Origin of the sequence: Pseudomonas sp. PIC25 (assembly GCF_002286785.1) — a bacterium.
GTDB lineage: Bacteria > Pseudomonadota > Gammaproteobacteria > Pseudomonadales > Pseudomonadaceae > Pseudomonas_M.
The window spans coordinates 20699-37778 of sequence record NZ_MUJY01000068.1 but is presented as its reverse complement, the minus strand read 5'-3'; the positions used below and the strand labels follow the sequence as shown (position 1 = coordinate 37778).

At 65.9% G+C, this 17080-nt stretch carries 20 protein-coding genes; 9 read left to right on the top strand and 11 right to left on the bottom strand.

Annotated elements, in window-relative coordinates; genetic code table 11:
- Positions 1-3: 3 nt before the first annotated feature.
- Entirely contained in the window at positions 4-966 is a 963-nt protein-coding gene (gene znuA, locus BZL41_RS08355; protein ID WP_095598863.1) for a zinc ABC transporter substrate-binding protein ZnuA, read from the bottom strand.
- 63 nt (positions 967-1029) lie between these two features.
- Here znuA and zur point away from each other — a divergent pair, with 63 nt between their 5' ends.
- From zur to BZL41_RS08320, 7 genes are all read left to right on the top strand, one after another.
- Positions 1030-1512 (top strand): zinc uptake transcriptional repressor Zur, encoded by a 483-nt coding sequence (gene zur, locus BZL41_RS08350; RefSeq protein WP_095598862.1) that lies wholly within the window; start codon positions 1030-1032, stop codon positions 1510-1512.
- On the top strand, positions 1509-2282 hold the full coding sequence (gene znuC, locus BZL41_RS08345) for a zinc ABC transporter ATP-binding protein ZnuC (protein ID WP_095598861.1): 774 nt from the start codon (positions 1509-1511) through the stop codon (positions 2280-2282). Before zur ends, znuC begins: the two co-directional genes overlap by 4 nt.
- The gene (gene znuB, locus BZL41_RS08340) at positions 2275-3063 is read left to right on the top strand and encodes a zinc ABC transporter permease subunit ZnuB (protein WP_095598860.1); all 789 of its coding nucleotides are present in this window, start codon (positions 2275-2277) and stop codon (positions 3061-3063) included. The genes znuC and znuB overlap by 8 nt, the downstream gene beginning before the upstream one ends.
- 80 nt (positions 3064-3143) lie before the next feature.
- On the top strand, positions 3144-3977 hold the full coding sequence (locus BZL41_RS08335; protein WP_095598859.1) for a PA5502 family lipoprotein: 834 nt from the start codon (positions 3144-3146) through the stop codon (positions 3975-3977).
- A gap of 148 nt (positions 3978-4125) precedes the next feature.
- Positions 4126-5133 carry a methionine ABC transporter ATP-binding protein gene (locus BZL41_RS08330; RefSeq protein WP_095598858.1) on the top strand — a complete coding sequence of 336 codons (1008 nt, stop codon included), beginning with the start codon at positions 4126-4128 and terminating at the stop codon, positions 5131-5133.
- Positions 5133-5798 (top strand): methionine ABC transporter permease, encoded by a 666-nt coding sequence (locus tag BZL41_RS08325; RefSeq protein ID WP_095598857.1) that lies wholly within the window; start codon positions 5133-5135, stop codon positions 5796-5798. Before BZL41_RS08330 ends, BZL41_RS08325 begins: the two co-directional genes overlap by 1 nt.
- Positions 5799-5847: 49 nt before the next feature.
- Positions 5848-6618: a MetQ/NlpA family ABC transporter substrate-binding protein gene (locus tag BZL41_RS08320; protein ID WP_095598856.1), complete on the top strand. Its 771-nt coding sequence runs from the start codon at positions 5848-5850 to the stop codon at positions 6616-6618.
- Positions 6619-6780: 162 nt separating this feature from the next.
- Here BZL41_RS08320 and BZL41_RS08315 read toward each other — a convergent pair whose 3' ends face one another.
- Entirely contained in the window at positions 6781-7650 is an 870-nt protein-coding gene (locus BZL41_RS08315; RefSeq protein WP_095598855.1) for a LysR family transcriptional regulator, read from the bottom strand.
- Positions 7651-7757: 107 nt separating this feature from the next.
- Between BZL41_RS08315 and BZL41_RS08310 the strand changes: the two genes are divergently transcribed.
- Positions 7758-8183: a VOC family protein gene (locus BZL41_RS08310; RefSeq protein WP_095598854.1), complete on the top strand. Its 426-nt coding sequence runs from the start codon at positions 7758-7760 to the stop codon at positions 8181-8183.
- A gap of 174 nt (positions 8184-8357) precedes the next feature.
- Here the strand turns inward: BZL41_RS08310 and BZL41_RS08305 are convergent, their stop codons facing one another.
- From BZL41_RS08305 to BZL41_RS08285, 5 genes are read right to left on the bottom strand one after another with little or no spacing between them, the layout of a single operon-like run.
- Entirely contained in the window at positions 8358-8993 is a 636-nt protein-coding gene (locus tag BZL41_RS08305) for an SCO family protein (protein WP_084339006.1), read from the bottom strand.
- Complete coding sequence (gene cyoE, locus BZL41_RS08300) at positions 8990-9889, bottom strand: heme o synthase (RefSeq protein ID WP_095598853.1); 900 nt, start codon at positions 9887-9889, stop codon at positions 8990-8992. The genes BZL41_RS08305 and cyoE overlap by 4 nt, the downstream gene beginning before the upstream one ends.
- Positions 9886-10962 (bottom strand): heme A synthase, encoded by a 1077-nt coding sequence (locus BZL41_RS08295; RefSeq protein ID WP_095598852.1) that lies wholly within the window; start codon positions 10960-10962, stop codon positions 9886-9888. The genes cyoE and BZL41_RS08295 overlap by 4 nt, the downstream gene beginning before the upstream one ends.
- 18 nt (positions 10963-10980) lie before the next feature.
- Complete coding sequence (locus BZL41_RS08290) at positions 10981-11562, bottom strand: hypothetical protein (protein ID WP_095598851.1); 582 nt, start codon at positions 11560-11562, stop codon at positions 10981-10983.
- Positions 11537-12268 (bottom strand): SURF1 family protein, encoded by a 732-nt coding sequence (locus BZL41_RS08285; RefSeq protein WP_095598850.1) that lies wholly within the window; start codon positions 12266-12268, stop codon positions 11537-11539. The genes BZL41_RS08290 and BZL41_RS08285 overlap by 26 nt, the downstream gene beginning before the upstream one ends.
- 71 nt (positions 12269-12339) lie before the next feature.
- Here BZL41_RS08285 and BZL41_RS08280 point away from each other — a divergent pair, with 71 nt between their 5' ends.
- Positions 12340-12543, top strand: coding sequence for a twin transmembrane helix small protein (locus tag BZL41_RS08280; protein ID WP_095598849.1), 204 nt, complete (start codon positions 12340-12342; stop codon positions 12541-12543).
- Positions 12544-12582: 39 nt separating this feature from the next.
- On the opposite strand, the gene BZL41_RS08275 is transcribed toward BZL41_RS08280, so the two are convergent.
- Genes BZL41_RS08275 through coxB form a run of 4 tightly spaced genes read right to left on the bottom strand, consistent with a single transcriptional unit; the run spans position 12583 to position 16775 of the window.
- Positions 12583-13470, bottom strand: coding sequence for a cytochrome c oxidase subunit 3 (locus BZL41_RS08275; protein ID WP_095598848.1), 888 nt, complete (start codon positions 13468-13470; stop codon positions 12583-12585).
- 14 nt (positions 13471-13484) lie between these two features.
- Positions 13485-14033 carry a cytochrome c oxidase assembly protein gene (locus tag BZL41_RS08270; protein ID WP_084338996.1) on the bottom strand — a complete coding sequence of 183 codons (549 nt, stop codon included), beginning with the start codon at positions 14031-14033 and terminating at the stop codon, positions 13485-13487.
- Between the two features lie 10 nt (positions 14034-14043).
- The gene (gene ctaD, locus BZL41_RS08265; protein ID WP_095598847.1) at positions 14044-15639 is read right to left on the bottom strand and encodes a cytochrome c oxidase subunit I; all 1596 of its coding nucleotides are present in this window, start codon (positions 15637-15639) and stop codon (positions 14044-14046) included.
- An 11-nt stretch (positions 15640-15650) separates the two neighbouring features.
- Positions 15651-16775: a cytochrome c oxidase subunit II gene (gene coxB / locus BZL41_RS08260; RefSeq protein ID WP_095598846.1), complete on the bottom strand. Its 1125-nt coding sequence runs from the start codon at positions 16773-16775 to the stop codon at positions 15651-15653.
- Positions 16776-17080: the final 305 nt, after the last annotated feature.

Below are 17080 nucleotides of genomic sequence, written 5' to 3'. Positions count from 1 at the left end.
CGATCAGAGGTTCTCGAGACAGCTCGCCAATCCACCCGCCAGATTATCCAGCAGGCGCTCGTAGCCGCCGGCATCGACCACAACGCCGCTACCCATGGCATCCAGCTCGGCGAGGGTCACCGGCAGGCCGGCGCTCAGGGTTTCGGCGAGACGCGGGCGCAACGGCGGTTCGCTGAACACGCAGGTCGGACCGGCCGCCTTCAGGCGCTCGCGCATGGCGGCGACATGACGGGCGCCCGGCTGCACCTCGGCAGCGACGCTGAACACGCCGGCGTGACGAATGCCATAGGCCACTTCGAAGTAGTCGAACGCCTCGTGGAAGACGAAGAAAGGCTTGCCGGCCAACGGCTTCACGCGGGCCGCAAGACGCTGGTCGAGGGCGTCGAGACGCCGCTGGAAGGCCGTCAGGTTGGCCTGGTAGCGCGCGGCGTTGGCCGGATCGATGGCGCTCAGATCGGACGCCATGCGCGCCGCGATCGTCCGGGCGTTGGCCGGCAGCAGCCAGAGGTGGGCATCCAGGCTGCCGGGACGGTGGGCGTGATCATGCTCGTCGCTGTCTTCCCCGTGGTGTTCGCCGGCATGCTCGTCGTGCTCGTGGCCATGCTCGTCGTCGGCGTCTTCGTGATGACTTTCCTCGCCGAAATGGCGCAGGTTCAGGCCCGCCAGGCCCTGTACGGCCAGGCTCGGCTTGTCGCGGCCTTCCAACACGCGCACGAGGAAGCTCTCCATGTCCGGGCCGATCCAGTAGAACAGGTCGGCCTCGCGCACCCGCCGCACGTCGGAAGGGCGCAGGGCGAAGTGATGCGGCGACGCGCCCGGCGGCAGCAGGACGTCCGGCTTCGCCACGCCGTCCTGCACGGCGGCGGCGATCAGTTGCAGAGGCTTGATGCTGGTAAGCAGGCGTACCTCGGCCTGGGCCAGGGAGGAAAAGGCGCACAGTACGAGCGGAAGGAAAAGGCGAAACACGGGCAGTCACTCGGGGACAAAAGAGTAATAGAATAACGTCTCTTTTCCCGGACGTCGCCGCCCATGAAAACACCCCTGGCTTGCCGCCCCCATGACCACTCCCGCTGCGTGCATAGCGCCCTCAGCGAAGCCGACGCGCTCTGCGCGCGCCAGGGCGTGCGGCTGACCGCCCTGCGCCGGCGCGTGCTGGAGCTGGTCTGGCAGAGCCACAAGCCGCTGGGTGCCTACGACATCCTCGCCGTGCTGAGCGAGGAGGACGGCCGCCGCGCCGCGCCGCCCACCGTCTACCGTGCCCTGGATTTCCTGCTGGAAAACGGCCTGGTGCACCGCATCGCCTCGCTCAATGCCTTCGTCGGCTGCAACCACCCGGAGCATGCCCACCAGGGTCAGTTCCTCATCTGCCGCCAGTGCCACACGGCCATTGAGCTGGAGCAGCCAGCGATCAGCGAGGCGATCGTCGCCGGCGCGCGGACGGTGGGCTTCGCCGTGGAAGGGCAGACCGTGGAAGTCGTCGGCCTGTGCGCCGCCTGCCGGGAGGCCGCATGAGCGATGCGCTGGTGCGCCTGAGCGGAGTCGGCGTGCGCTACGCCGGCCAGGCGGTGCTGGAAGACGTCCAGTTGAGCGTGAAGCCGGGCGAGATCGTCACCCTGATCGGTCCCAACGGCGCCGGCAAGACCACCCTGGTGCGCGCCGTGCTCGGCCTGCTGACTCCGGACAGTGGCGAGGTCTGGCGCCGTCCGCGCCTGCGCATCGGCTACATGCCGCAGAAGCTCCAAGTGGATGCCACCCTGCCGCTGACCGTGCTGCGTTTCCTGCGTCTGGTACCCGGTGTGGACCGCGCGCGGGTACTGGCGGCGCTGGGCGAGGTGGGCGCGGAACAGGTGATCGACAGCCCCTTGCAGAGCATTTCCGGCGGCGAGTTGCAGCGCGTGCTGCTGGCCCGCGCCCTATTGCGCGAGCCGGAACTGCTGGTGCTGGACGAGCCGGTACAGGGCGTCGACGTGGCCGGGCAGGCCGAGCTGTACCGCCTGATCACCCGTCTACGCGACCGCCACGGCTGCGGCGTGTTGATGGTCTCCCACGACCTGCACCTGGTGATGAGCACCACCGACCAGGTGGTCTGCCTGAACCGCCACGTCTGCTGCTCCGGCCACCCGGAGCAGGTCAGCGGCGACCCCGCATTCGTCGAACTGTTCGGCCAGGATGCCCGCAGCCTGGCCATCTATCACCACCATCACGACCACGCCCACGATCTACACGGCAGCGTGGTGGTCGGCAAACCCCACGTGCACGGGCCGAACTGCAACCATGGCTGACTTCCTGCTCAACGCCCTGCTCGCCGGCCTCGCCCTGGCCCTGGTGGCCGGCCCGCTCGGCTCCTTCGTGGTCTGGCGGCGCATGGCCTATTTCGGCGACACCCTGTCCCACGCGGCGCTGCTCGGCGTCGCCCTGGGCCTGCTGCTGGACGTCAGCCCGACCCTGGCGGTGACCGCCGGCTGCGTGCTGCTCGCCGTGCTGCTGGTGACTCTGCAGCAGCGCCAGCCGCTGGCCTCCGACACCCTGCTGGGTATCCTCGCCCACAGCACCCTGTCCCTCGGTCTGGTGGTGCTGAGTTTCATGGACGACGTGCGCGTCGACCTGATGAGCTACCTGTTCGGCGACCTGCTCGCGGTCGGCCCCGGCGATTTGACCTGGATACTCGGCGGCAGCGCGCTGGTGCTGCTGATCCTGATTCCGCTCTGGCGGCCGCTGCTGGCGATCACCGTTCACGAGGAACTGGCCAAGGTCGAAGGGCTGCCGGTGGCGGCCATCCGCCTCGCCCTGATGCTGCTGATCGCCGTGGTGATCGCGGTGGCGATGAAAATCGTCGGCGTGCTGCTGATCACCTCGCTGCTGATCATCCCGGCCGCCGCGGCCCAGCGCCACGCGCGCACCCCGGAGCAAATGGCCCTGGGCGCCAGCGCCCTGGGACTGGTGGCGGTCTGTTGCGGGCTGGCGCTGTCCTGGTATGAGGACACCCCGGCCGGCCCGTCCATCGTGGTCAGCGCCGCCTCGTTGTTCCTGCTCAGCTTCGTGCTGCCGCGCCGCACGGCGTGACACGGCGTCGCGGCGGTTTGGTGCCGCTTCGCCGCGCAGTGTAGACTTGACTCTTTCGTCCAGATCGAGATGCTGCAGGAATGACGCCATTCGCTACCCGTTACCTGCCCGTTGCGCTGATATCGCTGCTACTGGCCGCCTGCCAGCACCGCCCGAGCCAACCCTATGAGCCGCCCGTCGATGAGCGCGTCGCAGCGTTCCGCCAGTTGGAACAGAGCCTGAACGGCGGCAACCTGGAAAGCGCCGAAAGCCAGCTCGCAACTCTCCAGCGGAACGCGGCCGGCGATACCCGCCTGGAGCAGTACCAGCGGCAACTGGCCGAGGCCTACCTGCAACAGGGCCAGGCTGCCTTGCAGAACAACGACCTGGACGCCGCTGCCAAGGCCCTCAGCCATGCACGCAGCCTGATGCCCAACGCCCCGGCGCTCGCCACCGGCTTGGACGGCGCACTCAACCAGGCCCGCGAGGCCGAAAAGCAGGCTGCCGAACGAGCCGCTCGCGAAACGGCGGCACGCAACGAACAGGCCCGCCGTCTTCAGGAGGCCGCCGAGCGTCAGGCCCAGGCGATCCAGGCCACCCAATTGCCCGGTGCGCCGCAGGAAGAAAAACCCGCACCGGCCAAGCCGGGCGCACGCCTGATCGACCCGGCCGCCGCCAGCAGCGCCGTGCCACTACCGATGCTGGACAGCCAGGACAACGACAGCCTGCGCGAATTGCTCGATGCCGTGGCCGCCGACGTGGTGGCGTTCGATTGCGCGGTGCGGGTCGAAGTCCGCCAAGCCAAGGACTACCCCTGGGTCGCCGCGCTGCTGTCGGCCCGGGTGAAAAAGCTCGACCCGGCCTTCGGCCTGCGCCTGAGCCAGTCGCTGAAGCCGGAACAGGTCCCGCGTCTGGTACTCAGCCCGCGCCGGTGACACGCCGCTTCACTTATTCCAGAACCGGCGAACAACCAAGCAAGAAAGACTAAGAGCGCATAAGCAAACAGGCTAGAATGCGCGCCTTTGGCCAAACGCCTAGGCTTTCTCTTTCATTCGCCCTGACCGCACCCACAAGGTTCGCTCCGTGATCGAGTTTCAGCAGGTTTATAAAACCTACCGCGTCGCCGGACGCGACATCCCCGCCCTGCAACCCACCACCCTGGATATCCAGGGCGGCCAGGTGTTCGGGCTGATCGGCCACTCCGGTGCCGGCAAGAGCACCCTGCTGCGCCTGATCAACCGCCTGGAAGAGCCTTCCGGCGGGCGCATCGTCATCGACGGGATCGACGTCACCGCGCTGGACGCCGACGGCCTGCGGCGCTTCCGCCAGCGTGTCGGGATGATTTTCCAGCACTTCAATCTGCTTGCCTCCAAGACCGTCGCCGATAACGTCGCCATGCCGCTGCGCCTGGCCGGCGAGCTGTCGGCGGCGGAGATCGACGCCCGGGTCGCCGAGCTGCTGGCCCGTGTCGGCCTCAGCGACCACGCGAAGAAGTACCCGGCGCAACTCTCCGGCGGACAGAAGCAGCGCGTCGGCATTGCCCGCGCCCTGGCCACCCGGCCGAAGATCCTGCTCTGCGACGAAGCCACCAGTGCCCTCGACCCGCAGACCACCGGCCAGGTCCTGCAACTGTTGGCCGAGATCAACCGCGAGCTGGGCCTGACCATCGTACTGATCACCCATGAGATGGACGTGATCCGCCGCGTCTGCGACCGCGTCGCGGTGATGGATGGCGGGGTGATCGTCGAACAGGGTCCGGTGGCCGACGTCTTCCTCCACCCGCAGCATCCGACCACTCGCCGCTTCGTCCTGGAAGCCGAGCACGTGGACGAGAACGAACAACACGACGACTTCGCCCATGTGCCGGGCCGCATCCTGCGCCTGACCTTCCGCGGCGAAGCCACCTACGCGCCGCTGCTGGGCACCATCGCCCGCGATACCGGCGTGGACTACAGCATCCTGGCCGGACGCATCGACCGCATCAAGGAGACGCCCTACGGCCAACTGACCCTGGCGCTGATCGGCGGTGACGTCGAATCCGCGCTGATCCGTCTCAACGCGGCCGATGTACATGTGGAGGTGCTGCGCTGATGGAAGCCCTGTTCACCAATGTCGACTGGTACGAAATCTGGCTGGCGACTCTCGACACCCTCCTGATGCTGGGCGGCTCGCTGCTGTTCACCGTGATCCTCGGCCTGCCGCTGGGCGTGTTGCTGTTCCTCACCGGACCGCGCCAATTGTTCGAGCAGAAGGCGCTCTACGGCCTGCTCTCGCTGCTGGTCAACGTGTTGCGCTCGCTGCCGTTCATCATCCTGCTGATCGTGATGATTCCTTTCACCGTGCTGCTCACCGGCACCTCGCTGGGCGTGGCCGGCGCCATCCCGCCGCTGGTGGTGGGCGCCACGCCGTTCTTCGCCCGTCTGGTGGAAACGGCGCTGCGCGAAGTGGATCGCGGCATCATCGAGGCGACCCAGGCAATGGGCGCCACCACCCGCCAGATCATCTGGAACGCCCTGCTGCCGGAAGCGCGGCCGGGCATATTCGCCGCCGTCACCGTCACCGCCATCACCCTGGTCTCCTATACCGCGATGGCCGGTGTGGTCGGCGCGGGCGGCCTCGGCGACCTAGCCATCCGCTTCGGCTACCAGCGATTCCAGACCGATGTGATGGTGGTCACCGTGGTCCTGCTGCTGGTGCTCGTACAGATTCTGCAAACCGTCGGCGACAAGCTGGTGGTGCATTTTTCCCGTAAATGACTGATCGGCTATCCGCCGGAACGACCTCTTCCCATAAGGAACCGAACCGATGAAAAAACTGCTCGCTGCCGTCGCCGCCTTCGCGGCTCTCTCCGCCCAGGCCGAAAGCCTGACCGTCGCCGCCACCGCGGTGCCGCACGCGGAAATCCTCGAATTCGTCAAACCGGCCCTGGCCAAGGAAGGGGTCGAGCTGAACGTGAAGGTCTTCACCGACTACGTGCAGCCGAACATCCAGGTCGCCGAGAAGCGCCTGGACGCCAACTTCTTCCAGCACCAGCCGTACCTGGATGAGTTCAACAAGGGCAAGGGTACCGAGCTGGTCGCCGTCACCGGTGTGCACGTCGAGCCGTTCGGCGCTTACTCCAGCAAGATCAAGAGCCTGGACGAGCTGCCCCAGGGCGGCACCGTGGTCATCCCCAACGACGCCACCAACGGCGGCCGCGCCCTGCTGCTGCTGGACAAGGCCGGCGTGATCAAGCTGAAGGACAAGAGCAACATCCTCGCCACACCGAAAGACATCGTCGAGAACCCGAAGTCGCTGAAAGTGCGTGAACTGGAAGCCGCCACCCTGCCGCGCGTGCTGACCCAGGTCGACCTGGCGCTGATCAACACCAACTACGCCCTGGAAGCCAAGCTGAACCCGACCAAGGATGCCCTGGTGATCGAAGGCAGCGATTCGCCCTACGTGAACATCCTCGTCGCCCGCCCGGACAACAAGGACAGCGACGCCATGCAAAAGCTGGCCAAGGCTCTGAACAGCGCCGAGGTGAAGCAGTTCATCGAAGAGAAGTACAAAGGCGCCGTAGTGCCGGCGTTCTGATCGCCCTCGCAAACGAAGAAGCCCGCCGCGTGCGGGCTTTTTCATGCGTGTTCCTCGGATAAGCGATCCCCGGATTGCGCTGCGTTTTATCCCGGCTACGGGACCGGGCGAATACGTAGCCCAGATAAGCCTTGGCGCAATCCGGGACGGCGAAGTCCCGGCTTACGCTGAGGAGGCGGCCCCTCGCAGGCACTCCAGCAGGCATTCCAGCGCCGGCTGCCGCTGGGCTCGACGCATGACCGCCACCAGTTCGCGGTGGAAGGTCAGTTCGCCCAGTTCGATCACTCGCAACCGGGTCGGCCGTTGCAGCCAGAGCCCCGCACGCGGGATCAGGGAAACGCCCAGGCCGCACTCCACCATCCGCACGATGGCCTCCAGCTCGTCCAGCTCCAGCGCCTCGCGAACCTGCAAGCGCTGTTCGCGGAGGAAACCGCTGACCAGCCGCCCGCCGAAGGAGGCGCGGTCGTAGCGCACGAAGGGCTGCTCGGCGAGTAGTTGCAGGGGATCGTCGCCGGGCAGGCTTTCCGGGGCGATGAGCACGAAGGGCTCGCGGGCCAGCGAGACTTCCAGCAGCTCCTTGGGCAGGGCGAAGGGCGGCTTGATCAGCAGGGCGAGGTCCAGCTCGCCGGCATCCACCTGGCCCAGCAGGTTGAGCGATACGCCCGGCACCAGCTTCAGCTCGATGTGCGGCGCCTGCTCGCGGAAACGCGGCAGGGCCTCCGGCAGCAGCCCGGTCTGCAGCGTGGCGATGGCGCCGATCTTCAACTCGCCGCGCCACTCGGCCACCTCCGAGGGCAGCGCCATCTGCCCGTACAGGGCGAGCATCTGCTCGGCCAGGGGCAGGGCGTGCCGGCCGGCAGCGTTCAGGACGGCCGCCCGACCGCTGCGGTCGAACAGGCGAACGCCGAGGCCCTGCTCCAGCACGCGGATCTGCGCACTGACCGCCGATTGCGTCAGGCCGATCCGCTGGCCGGCGGCGGCGAAGGTGCCCAGGCGGGCCACGGTGACGAAGGTCTTCAACTCGCGCAGCATGCGGCCTCCACTGATCGAAATCTTTCGTGCTCGATCGCAAGGATATTCGCTTTCCATCGAAACGACTGCTGCTGAGAATGAGGCGATCCAACCAGGAGAACCGATCGATGAGCCTTGCCCCCTTTCATTTGGCGATACCCGTCTACGACCTGGCCGCCGCCCGGCACTTTTACGGCGAAGTCTTCGGCTGCCCCGAAGGCCGCAGCAGCGAGCACTGGGTGGATTTCGATTTCTTCGGTCATCAACTGGTGATCCACGAGGCGCCGAAGACCGACTCCCAGGAGCAGGCACACCGCAACCCGGTGGATGGCCACGACGTGCCGGTGCCGCATTTTGGCGTAGTGCTGGCCTGGGAGGACTGGGAACGGCTGGCCGACCGGCTCAAGGCGCGCGGCACGACGTTCGTCATCGAACCCTATGTGCGCTTCAAGGGGCAGGTGGGCGAGCAGGCCACCCTGTTCCTCCTCGACCCCTGCGGCAATGCGCTGGAGTTCAAGGCGTTCAAGGACATCGGCCAGTTGTTCGCGAAGTGAGGTGGGCTTGGGGTTGGCGGGTGATCCCCCCTCTCTCCTGTAGAAGCCAGCTCTGCTGGCGAAGCTTCTCTACGGTCCCTTCGCGAGCAAGCTCGCTCCTACAAGGCGGGCTCAATTCATTCGCCCGGCGAGGGTGAAGTCGGGCGGACAAATTCGCGCTACCCCGGCGACCTATCAACCCCGCGGCTTCATCAACTCCGGCAGTTGCGTGGCGAGCTTCTGGCCATTCAGCGGGGCGCGGATAAAGCCGCGCTGAGTGCCGTCGGGGCCGATGATTACCAGGTTGCCGCTGTGGTCGACGGTGTAGTTTTCCTTGCTGGTATCGCCCGGAATGAAGGGGATGCTCACCGCATTGGCCAGCTTCTGGATATCCGCCAGGTCGCCCGTCACGCCCTCGAAGCCGGCGTCGAAATAGCCCAGGTACTGCTTGAGCTGCTCGGGGGTGTCGCGGTTGGGGTCGACGCTGACCAGCACCATGCGCAGGTCGCCGCGCATCGCTTCCGGCAGCATGCCCTTGATCTGCCGCAACTGCGCCAACGTCGTAGGGCAGACGTCCGGGCAGAAGGTGTAGCCGAAGAACAGCAGGCTCCAACGATCCTTCAATTGATCCATCCGCATCGGCTGACCGTCCTGGTCGGTCAGTTGCAGTTCGGGGAGCGTCCGGCTCTGCGGCAGCAGCACGATACCGGCGTCGAGCAGTTGGGTCGGATCGGCCTGGCGCGGCGCGTTGAGCACCTTGGAGAAGGTCAGGCCGATCACCAGGGCGATCAGGGCAACGAGGATGAAGACGGTTTTCTGGACTCGGGTCATAGGGCCAACAACAGGTAGTGATCGACGAGCAGCGCGATGAACAGCAGGAACAGGTACCAGATACTGTACTTGAAGGTGTTGATCGCCGCGTGCGGCCGGGCGTCACGGTACAGCACCCAGGCCCAGTGCAGGAAGCGTCCGCCGAGCAGCAACGCGCCGGCGAGGTAGAGCGGTCCGCTCATGTGGATGGCGTAGGGCAGCAGGCTCACCGCCAGCAGCACCAGGGTGTAGAGCAGGATATGCAGCTTGGTGTAGCCCTCGCCGTGGGTGACCGGCAGCATGGGGATGTCCGCCTTGGCGTATTCGGCCTTGCGGTGGATCGCCAGGGCCCAGAAGTGCGGCGGCGTCCAGGCGAAGATGATCAGCACCAGCAGCAGCGGTTCGGCGGACAGATGGCCGGTGACGGCGACCCAGCCAAGCAGCGGCGGCGCGGCGCCGGCCAGGCCGCCGATGACGATGTTCTGCGGCGTGGCGCGCTTGAGGAAACCGGTGTAGACCACCGCATAGCCGAGCAGCGAGGCCAGGGTCAGCCAGGCCGCCATTTCGTTGGTGAACACCAGCAGCAGGGACATGCCCGCTACCGCCAGCAGCAGGGCGAAGCCCAGGGCCGCCGCCGGCGACACGCGCCCCTCAGCCAGCGGGCGCTTGTGGGTGCGCGCCATGATCGAGTCGATGCGACGGTCCACCACATGATTGACCGCCGCCGCGGCCCCGGCACATAGGCCGATGCCGAGGTTGCCGAACAGCAGTACGGTCCATGGCACGCCGGCACGGGTAGCGAGGAACATGCCGACCAGTGAGGTGATCAGCATCAGCACCACCACCTTCGGCTTGGTCAGCTCCAGGTAGTCGCGCCAGCTCGCGTGGACACTTCGTTCGCGCAGCAGGGTGGTCATGATGATCTCCTTATGGCGAGTGATCTCGAGGTCGGTTGCAGCGGTACCCAGGCTTGCCGTTCCGGCTGGCTGGCAGGTTGAGGAACGGAACGCAGCCGGTAATTGACCGCCACCATCACCAGCAGCAGGAGCGCCCCGCCGCCGTTGTGGGCCACCGCTACCGCCAGTGGCAGGTGGAACAGCACATTGCTGATGCCCAGCCCAACCTGCACGGCCAGCGCCAGCAGCAACAGACCGGCCAGCCGCGACAGGCCATGGCGGCGCAGTTGCCAGGCGAGCACCAATAGCACCAGGGTGACGGTCAAGGCGCCGAGACGGTGGGTCATGTGAATGGCGGTACGGGCATCGCTGTCGAGTTGTCCGCCGAGGTAGTTGGGGCCGATGTGCTGGGTCAGGTGGAAGCCATTGGCGAAGTCCATCGCCGGCCACCATTCGCCGTGGCAGGTGGGCAGGTCGATGCAGGCAACCGCCGCGTAGTTGCTGCTGACCCAGCCACCCAGGGCGATCTGGCCGATCACCAGCAACAGGGCGAACGCCGCCAGGATGCGCAGCCGCCGGGGTACCCCGGACAGGAAAGGGAACTCCCGCGACAGCCGCAGGCAGAGCAGGAACAGCAACGCCAGGGTGGTGAAGCCGCCGAGCAGATGCGCGGTCACCACCTGCGGCCAGAGCTTGAGGGTCACCGTCCACATGCCGAAGGCCGCCTGGGTGATCACCACGCCGAGCAGCAGCAGCGGCAACTTCAGCGGCTGCCCGTCGCGGCCACGGCGACGTAGCGAACGGACCGCGAGGACGAGGATCAGCAGTCCGAGGGTGCCGGCGAAATAGCGATGGACCATCTCGTTCCAACCCTTCTCCGCCTCCACCGGCGCGTCGGGGAAGTGGCGCTCGGCATGGGCCAGTTGCGCCTCGGTCTTGGGCACGCCGATGAAGCCGTAGCAGCCCGGCCAGTCCGGGCAGCCGAGGCCGGCGTGGGTCAGGCGGGTGTAGGCGCCGAGCAGCACCACCACCAACGCCAGCAGGGTGGCGACGATTGTCAGGCGATAACCGGCTCTGCGCAGCGCTCTATCCATCCTCGTTCCCCCGTCGGCTCAGCCGATCTTCGACAGTTTCAGCAGATGGCGAAGGTCGTTGAGGATTTGCTTGCCGTTCGCCTTGGCGTCGTAGCGCAGCACCAGGTTGCCGTGCGGGTCGACGATCCACAGCTGCGCGCCGCCGAGATCGTGGGTGCCGCGGGTATAGGCGTCGGCATCCAGGCCGTAGCGTTGCAGCTGCGGGTATTCGCGTTCGAGACGGGCGGCGAAGTCGTCGTCCAGCGGCCGGGCGTTGGCCAGCGCATGGCCGGCGCGCGACGCCTCGCGACCGAGGCCGATATGAATCTGCCGGGCCAGGTAGACCAGTTGCTGGCAGTCCTGGGCGCAGTCCTGCGGTGCGGTGACCAGAAGCTGCCAGAGGTGTTCGTCGGCCGTCGTCACACCGATATCCGTGCGACCGAGGCCGTTACCGATCAACTCGCCGTGGTAGCTGCGCCCGTCCGGCACCCAGAAGCGCCAGTGGTACATGCCCGAGGCCAGCAGCATGGGCCCGACCGCCACGGCGATCAGCAGGATCAGCTGCCAACGGCCGCGTCGGCGACGTGCCGGGGCTTCAGGCAGGGCGATGGCTGGATTCATCTTTTTTCTCCCGCGCATTGTGCAGTCCGAGGTAAACGAACAAGCCGAGCAGGGCAGCCGCCAGGGCGAACCACTGCACGGCATAGCCGAGGTGTTTTTCCGGGCCCATGGTGACCACCGGCCACTCCGCCCGGTAGGCTGCCGGACCCGGTTCGAGACGGATTTCGTAGGGCAGGCCGCCACGCCCGAGGTGCTGCCAGAGCGCCGCCGGCTCGACCGCCGTGATCAGTCGCGGCCAACTGTCGGATGCGGCATCGGCGCGCAACTGGAAGGGTTTGCCGGCTGGCACGTAGACCCAGGCGGTCAGCGTCAGGGGTTGTTCCGGGGTGTCGAAGCGCGGCGGCTGGCGCCGGTCCGGCCAGGGCAGCCAGCCCCGATTGACCAGCAGCCAGAGCCCGCTCGGCTGGTCGTAGAACGGTTGCAGCAGCTCGACGCCGACCTGGCCGTCACGGCTGCGGTTGTCGAGGATCAGGCTGTGGCGGTCGTCGAAGAAGCCTTCCAGGCGCACCCGCAGGAATGCCGGGTCACGACTGCGCTCCAGCTCGCCGACTGCCACCGGCGCGGCTTGCAGGCGCGCGGCCTGGGCGGCGAGCAGGGCGCGTTTCTCGTCCGCCCGCTGCAACTGCCAGAATCCCAGCCAGACGAGCAGCGGCAACAGTGCCAGCACCACCAGGGTCGGCACCAGCCCGGGCCGGAAACGGCTCATGCCGCGCTCCCGAATCCGCGAAGACGACTGGCTATACTCCACCACGTTCCCCCTTTCCCCTGGATCCCCGCATGCTCAAGGCCGCGATCGTCTTCTTGCTGCTCGCCACTGTGGTCAGTCTGTTCAGCGGCCTGTTCTTCCTGATCAAGGACGAGGGCCGTACCAATCGGCTGGTCAACGCCCTGTTCGTCCGCGTGACCCTGGCCGCCCTCACCCTGGCCCTGATCGCCTGGGGTTTCTACAGCGGCCAGCTCACGACCCATGTCACCTGGTAACGCTCTTCCAATCTTGTCGCTTGCAAACTTGCAGCCTGCCTAAAGCACATAGACGAAGGTGAACAGCCCGATCCACACCACGTCCACGAAGTGCCAGTACCAGCTGGCGGCCTCGAAGCCGAAGTGGTGTTCGGGCGTGAAGTGCCCGCGCAGGATGCGGACCAGCATCACCGTGAGGATCAGCGCACCGAGGGTCACGTGGGCGCCGTGGAAACCGGTGAGCATGAAGAACGTGGCACCGTAGATGCCCGAGCCCAAGGTCAGGCCGAGTTCGGTGTAGGCATGTACGTACTCCTCGACCTGCAACACCAGGAAGGTCACGCCCAACAGAATGGTTGCCGCCAGCCAGAGCTTGAGCTTCTGCCGCTCGCCCTTGCGCAAGGCATGGTGGGCGAAGGTCACGGTGAAGCTGGAGGTCACCAGCAGGAGTGTGTTGATCAGCGGCAGCTTCCACGGGTCGATGATGCCTTCCGGCGCCGGGAACAGCTTCGGGTCCGGGTTGTTGAGCAGCGGCCAGGTGTACTCGAAGTTCGGCCAGAGCATGTTGCTGATGCCCTTGTCGCCCTCGCCGCCCAGCCAGGGGCCGGTCCAGTAGCGGATGTAGAAGAGCGCCCCGAAGAAGGCGGCGAAGAACATCACCTCGGAGAAGATGAACCAGCTCATGCCCCAGCGGAACGAGCGGTCCATCTGCGCGCTGTACAGCCCGGAACGGCTTTCCTTGATGACGTTGCCGAACCAGCCGAACAGCATGTAGGCGACCAGCAGGCCGCCGATGAAGAAGATCAGCGGGCCGTTGGATTCGTCGCGCCCGGCCTTGAGGTCGTTGAACCAGGTGCCGAGGCCGTAGACGGTGGTCGCCAACCCGATGGTGGCGATGATCGGCCATTTGCTCTGGGCGGGAACGTAGTACTGCTCGTGAGTTGCCATTTCTCTTGTTCTCCTTAGCCGCCGTTGTGAGCAACGGGCGGCTGGCGGGCAGTGATATCGAACAGCGTGTAGGCAAGGGTGAGGTGGCGGACGTCGGCGGGCAGGTCGCGGTCGACGATGAAGCGCACCGGCATCTCGATGCGCTCGCCCGGTTGCAGCACCTGCTGGGTGAAGCAGAAGCACTCGGTCTTGTGGAAATAGGCGGCCGCCTTGGACGGCGACACGCTGGGAATGGCCTGGGCGGTCATCGGCTTGTCGGTGGGGTTGTAGGCCACGAACAGTATTTCGTTGGTGGCCCCCGGCTTCACCGTCAGCTCCTCGGCCTTCGGACCGAATTCCCAGACCATGCCGGCCGAGTTGGTGGCGAGGAACTGCACGCGCACCTGACGCGCCTCATCCACCTGCTGCGATCCCTGGTAGGCCCCGGCGGTCTTGCCGTTGATGCCGAAGGCCTGGCACATGACGTCGTAGATCGGCACCAGGAGAAAGCCGAAGGCGAACATCGCCACCACCACCAGCAACAGGCGCTGGACCAGGCGGCGGGTGCTCAGGGCTTCACTCATGGCCGCGACCTCACTTCACTTCCGGCGGGGTGCTGAAGGTGTGGTAGGGCGCCGGCGACGGCACGGTCCACTCCAGCCCGTCCGCGCCGTCCCAGGGCTTGGCCGGGGCGGGTTGGCCGCCACGGATGCACTTGATGACGATGAACAGGAAGAGGAACTGGGTCGCGCCGAAGGTGAAGGCACCGATGGACGAGACCATGTTGAAGTCGGCGAACTGCAGGTTGTAGTCGGGAATCCGCCGCGGCATGCCGGCGAGGCCGACGAAGTGCATCGGGAAGAACGCCATGTTCATGCCGACGAAGGACAGCCAGAAATGCAACTTGGCCAGGGTTTCGTCGTACATGTGCCCGGTCCACTTGGGCAGCCAGTAGTAGGCCGAGGCGAAGATGCCGAAGATCGCCCCCGGCACCAGCACGTAGTGGAAGTGCGCCACCACGAAGTAGGTGTCGTGGTACTGGAAGTCCGCCGGGGCGATGGCCAGCATCAGCCCGGAGAAGCCGCCGATGGTGAACAGGATGACGAAGGCCACGGCGAACAGCATCGGCGCCTCGAAGGTCAGCGAACCCTGCCACATGGTGCTTACCCAGTTGAACACCTTCACCCCGGTGGGCACGGCGATCAGCATGGTGGCGTACATGAAGAACAGCTCGCCGGTAAGCGGGATGCCTACGGTGAACATGTGGTGCGCCCAGACGATGAACGACAGAAAGGCGATCGCCGCGGTGGCGTAGACCATCGAGGTGTAGCCGAACAGCGGCTTGCGCGAGAACGCCGGGATGATCGAGCTGACCGCGCCGAAGGCGGGCAGGATCATGATGTACACCTCGGGGTGACCGAAGAACCAGAACACGTGCTGGAACAGCACCGGGTCGCCCCCGCCCGCGGCATTAAAGAAGCTGGTGCCGAAGTGGATGTCCATCAGCATCATGGTCACCACGCCGGCCAGCACCGGCATCACCGCGATCAGCAGGAAGGCGGTGATCAGCCAGGTCCAGACGAACAGCGGCATCTTCATCAGGGTCATGCCGGGAGCGCGCAGGTTGAGGATGGTGGCGATCACGTTGATCGCGCCCATGATCGAGCTGATGCCCATCAGGTGGATGGCGAAGATGAAGAAGGTGACGCTCTCCGGCGCGTAGGTGGTGGACAGCGGCGCGTAGAAGGTCCAGCCGAAGTTCGGCCCGCCACCCTCGGTGAACAGGGTCGAGACCAGCAGCGTGAAGGCCGCCGGCAGCAGCCAGAAGCTGAAGTTGTTCATCCGCGGCAGGGCCATGTCCGGCGCGCCGACCATCAGCGGGATCATCCAGTTGGCCAGGCCGACGAAGGCCGGCATCACCGCACCGAAGACCATGATCAGGCCATGCATGGTGGTCATCTGGTTGAAGAATTCCGGCTGGACGATCTGCAGCCCCGGCTGGAACAGCTCGGCGCGGATGACCATGGCCATGCTGCCGCCGAGCAGGAACATGCAGAAGCTGAACCACAGGTACATCGTGCCGATGTCCTTGTGGTTGGTGGTCAGCACCCAGCGCATCAGGCCCTTGGCCGGGCCGTGGTGGTGGTCATGCCCGGCATGACCGGTATCAGTGTCGATCACTGCACTCATCTCGGTCTCTCCTATTCCTGGGCCTGTTTGAAGGTCAGCACGTCTTTCGGTGTGACCATGTCGCCGACCTTGTTACCCCAGGCATTGCGCTCGTAGGTGATGATCGCGGCAATGTCGACTTCCGACAGTTGCTTGCCGAATGCGGCCATGGCGGTGCCCGGCTTGCCATTGATGACGATGTTCATATGGCCTTCCTTCGGCCCGGTGGCGATTTTCGAGCCTTTCAGGGCCGGGAACATCGGCGGCAGACCTTCGCCGGTGGGCTGGTGGCAGGAAGCGCAGTTGGTCAGGTAGGCCTTCTCGCCGCGCGAGACCAGCTCTTCCAGCGTCCACTCCTTGCTGGTCAGCTCCTTCAGCTTGGCCGCTTCGGCCTTGCGCTCGCCCATCCAGGCATCGAAGTCTTCCTTCGACTTCACCTCCACCACGATGGGCATGAAGCCATGGTCCTTGCCGCACAGCTCGGTGCACTGGCCGCGGTAGAGACCGGGCTGGTCGACGCGGGTCCAGGATTCGTTGACGAAGCCGGGGATGGCGTCCTTCTTCACCGCCAGGGCCGGCACCCACCAGGAGTGGATCACGTCGGCGGCGGTGACCAGGAAGCGCACCTTGGCGCCGGCCGGCAGGACCAGCGGCTGGTCCACCTCCAGCAGGTAGTGCTCGTCCTTGTCGACCTGGTTGCTGATCTGCTCGCGCGGGGTGGCCAAGTTGCTGAAGAACTCGACGTCCTGGTTCAGGTACTTGTAGTGCCACTTCCACTGATAGCCGGTGACCAGCACGTCCAGTTCGGATTCGGACGGGTCATAGATGTGGATCAGCGTCCGGGTCGCGGGCACGGCCATGCCGATCAGGATCAGCAGCGGGATCACCGTCCAGAGCACCTCGACGCGGGTGTTCTCGTGGAAGTGTGCGGGCTCCTGGCCGGTGGAGCGGCGGTGGATGATCATCGACCAGAACATGGCCCCGAAGACCACGACGCCAATGACGACGCAGATCCAGAAGATGGTCATGTGCAGATCGAAGACGGAGCGGCTGACTTCAGTCGCCCCCGGAGACATGTTTACAGTCCAGGCAGCCTGCGCCTGGCTGAAAATCGACCACAGCAGGAGTCCCATCCAGACTCGTGGATGTCGCATCATTGCGGGTTCCCCTTATCGTTCTTGTTATCCCGCCGGCTGAGCCGACGGCCAAGGGAGCGGCTGCTAAGAAAGCTGACTTTAACTGCCGAAACCTCGGCCTGCCGGAGCGCAGTCGGGCTTCATCAGGTAGCGCCTTTCGAGTCGGAGTATAGACGGGGACTTTCGGCTGGCAACGCGCCCCGCGCTTTCCCCAACGGCCGCGAACGCCTGAGCTAAACGCCACGGACGGCGCGGGCCGCAGCGCAGAGCGGGAGCACGGTTATAGCGACCTCGCATAACCGTGGAAAAATTATGACAATCGAGTC

Excerpts from the sequence above, each read along its gene's own strand:
- BZL41_RS08305 (WP_084339006.1), bottom strand. The coding sequence starts at position 8,993 with ATGACCCGAGTCCAGAAAACCGTCTTCATCCTCGTTGCCCTGATCGCC.
- BZL41_RS08285 (WP_095598850.1), bottom strand. The coding sequence starts at position 12,268 with ATGAGCCGTTTCCGGCCCGGGCTGGTGCCGACCCTGGTGGTGCTGGCA.
- BZL41_RS08310 (WP_095598854.1), top strand. The coding sequence starts at position 7,758 with ATGAGCCTTGCCCCCTTTCATTTGGCGATACCCGTCTACGACCTGGCC.
- BZL41_RS08275 (WP_095598848.1), bottom strand. The coding sequence starts at position 13,470 with ATGGCAACTCACGAGCAGTACTACGTTCCCGCCCAGAGCAAATGGCCG.
- BZL41_RS08295 (WP_095598852.1), bottom strand. The coding sequence starts at position 10,962 with ATGGATAGAGCGCTGCGCAGAGCCGGTTATCGCCTGACAATCGTCGCC.
- BZL41_RS08270 (WP_084338996.1), bottom strand. The coding sequence starts at position 14,033 with ATGAGTGAAGCCCTGAGCACCCGCCGCCTGGTCCAGCGCCTGTTGCTG.
- BZL41_RS08290 (WP_095598851.1), bottom strand. The coding sequence starts at position 11,562 with ATGAATCCAGCCATCGCCCTGCCTGAAGCCCCGGCACGTCGCCGACGC.
- BZL41_RS08315 (WP_095598855.1), bottom strand. The coding sequence starts at position 7,650 with ATGCTGCGCGAGTTGAAGACCTTCGTCACCGTGGCCCGCCTGGGCACC.
- BZL41_RS08335 (WP_095598859.1), top strand. The coding sequence starts at position 3,144 with ATGACGCCATTCGCTACCCGTTACCTGCCCGTTGCGCTGATATCGCTG.
- BZL41_RS08325 (WP_095598857.1), top strand. The coding sequence starts at position 5,133 with ATGGAAGCCCTGTTCACCAATGTCGACTGGTACGAAATCTGGCTGGCG.
- znuC (WP_095598861.1), top strand. The coding sequence starts at position 1,509 with ATGAGCGATGCGCTGGTGCGCCTGAGCGGAGTCGGCGTGCGCTACGCC.
- BZL41_RS08320 (WP_095598856.1), top strand. The coding sequence starts at position 5,848 with ATGAAAAAACTGCTCGCTGCCGTCGCCGCCTTCGCGGCTCTCTCCGCC.
- coxB (WP_095598846.1), bottom strand. The coding sequence starts at position 16,775 with ATGATGCGACATCCACGAGTCTGGATGGGACTCCTGCTGTGGTCGATT.
- BZL41_RS08280 (WP_095598849.1), top strand. The coding sequence starts at position 12,340 with ATGCTCAAGGCCGCGATCGTCTTCTTGCTGCTCGCCACTGTGGTCAGT.
- ctaD (WP_095598847.1), bottom strand. The coding sequence starts at position 15,639 with ATGAGTGCAGTGATCGACACTGATACCGGTCATGCCGGGCATGACCAC.
- znuB (WP_095598860.1), top strand. The coding sequence starts at position 2,275 with ATGGCTGACTTCCTGCTCAACGCCCTGCTCGCCGGCCTCGCCCTGGCC.
- cyoE (WP_095598853.1), bottom strand. The coding sequence starts at position 9,889 with ATGACCACCCTGCTGCGCGAACGAAGTGTCCACGCGAGCTGGCGCGAC.
- zur (WP_095598862.1), top strand. The coding sequence starts at position 1,030 with ATGAAAACACCCCTGGCTTGCCGCCCCCATGACCACTCCCGCTGCGTG.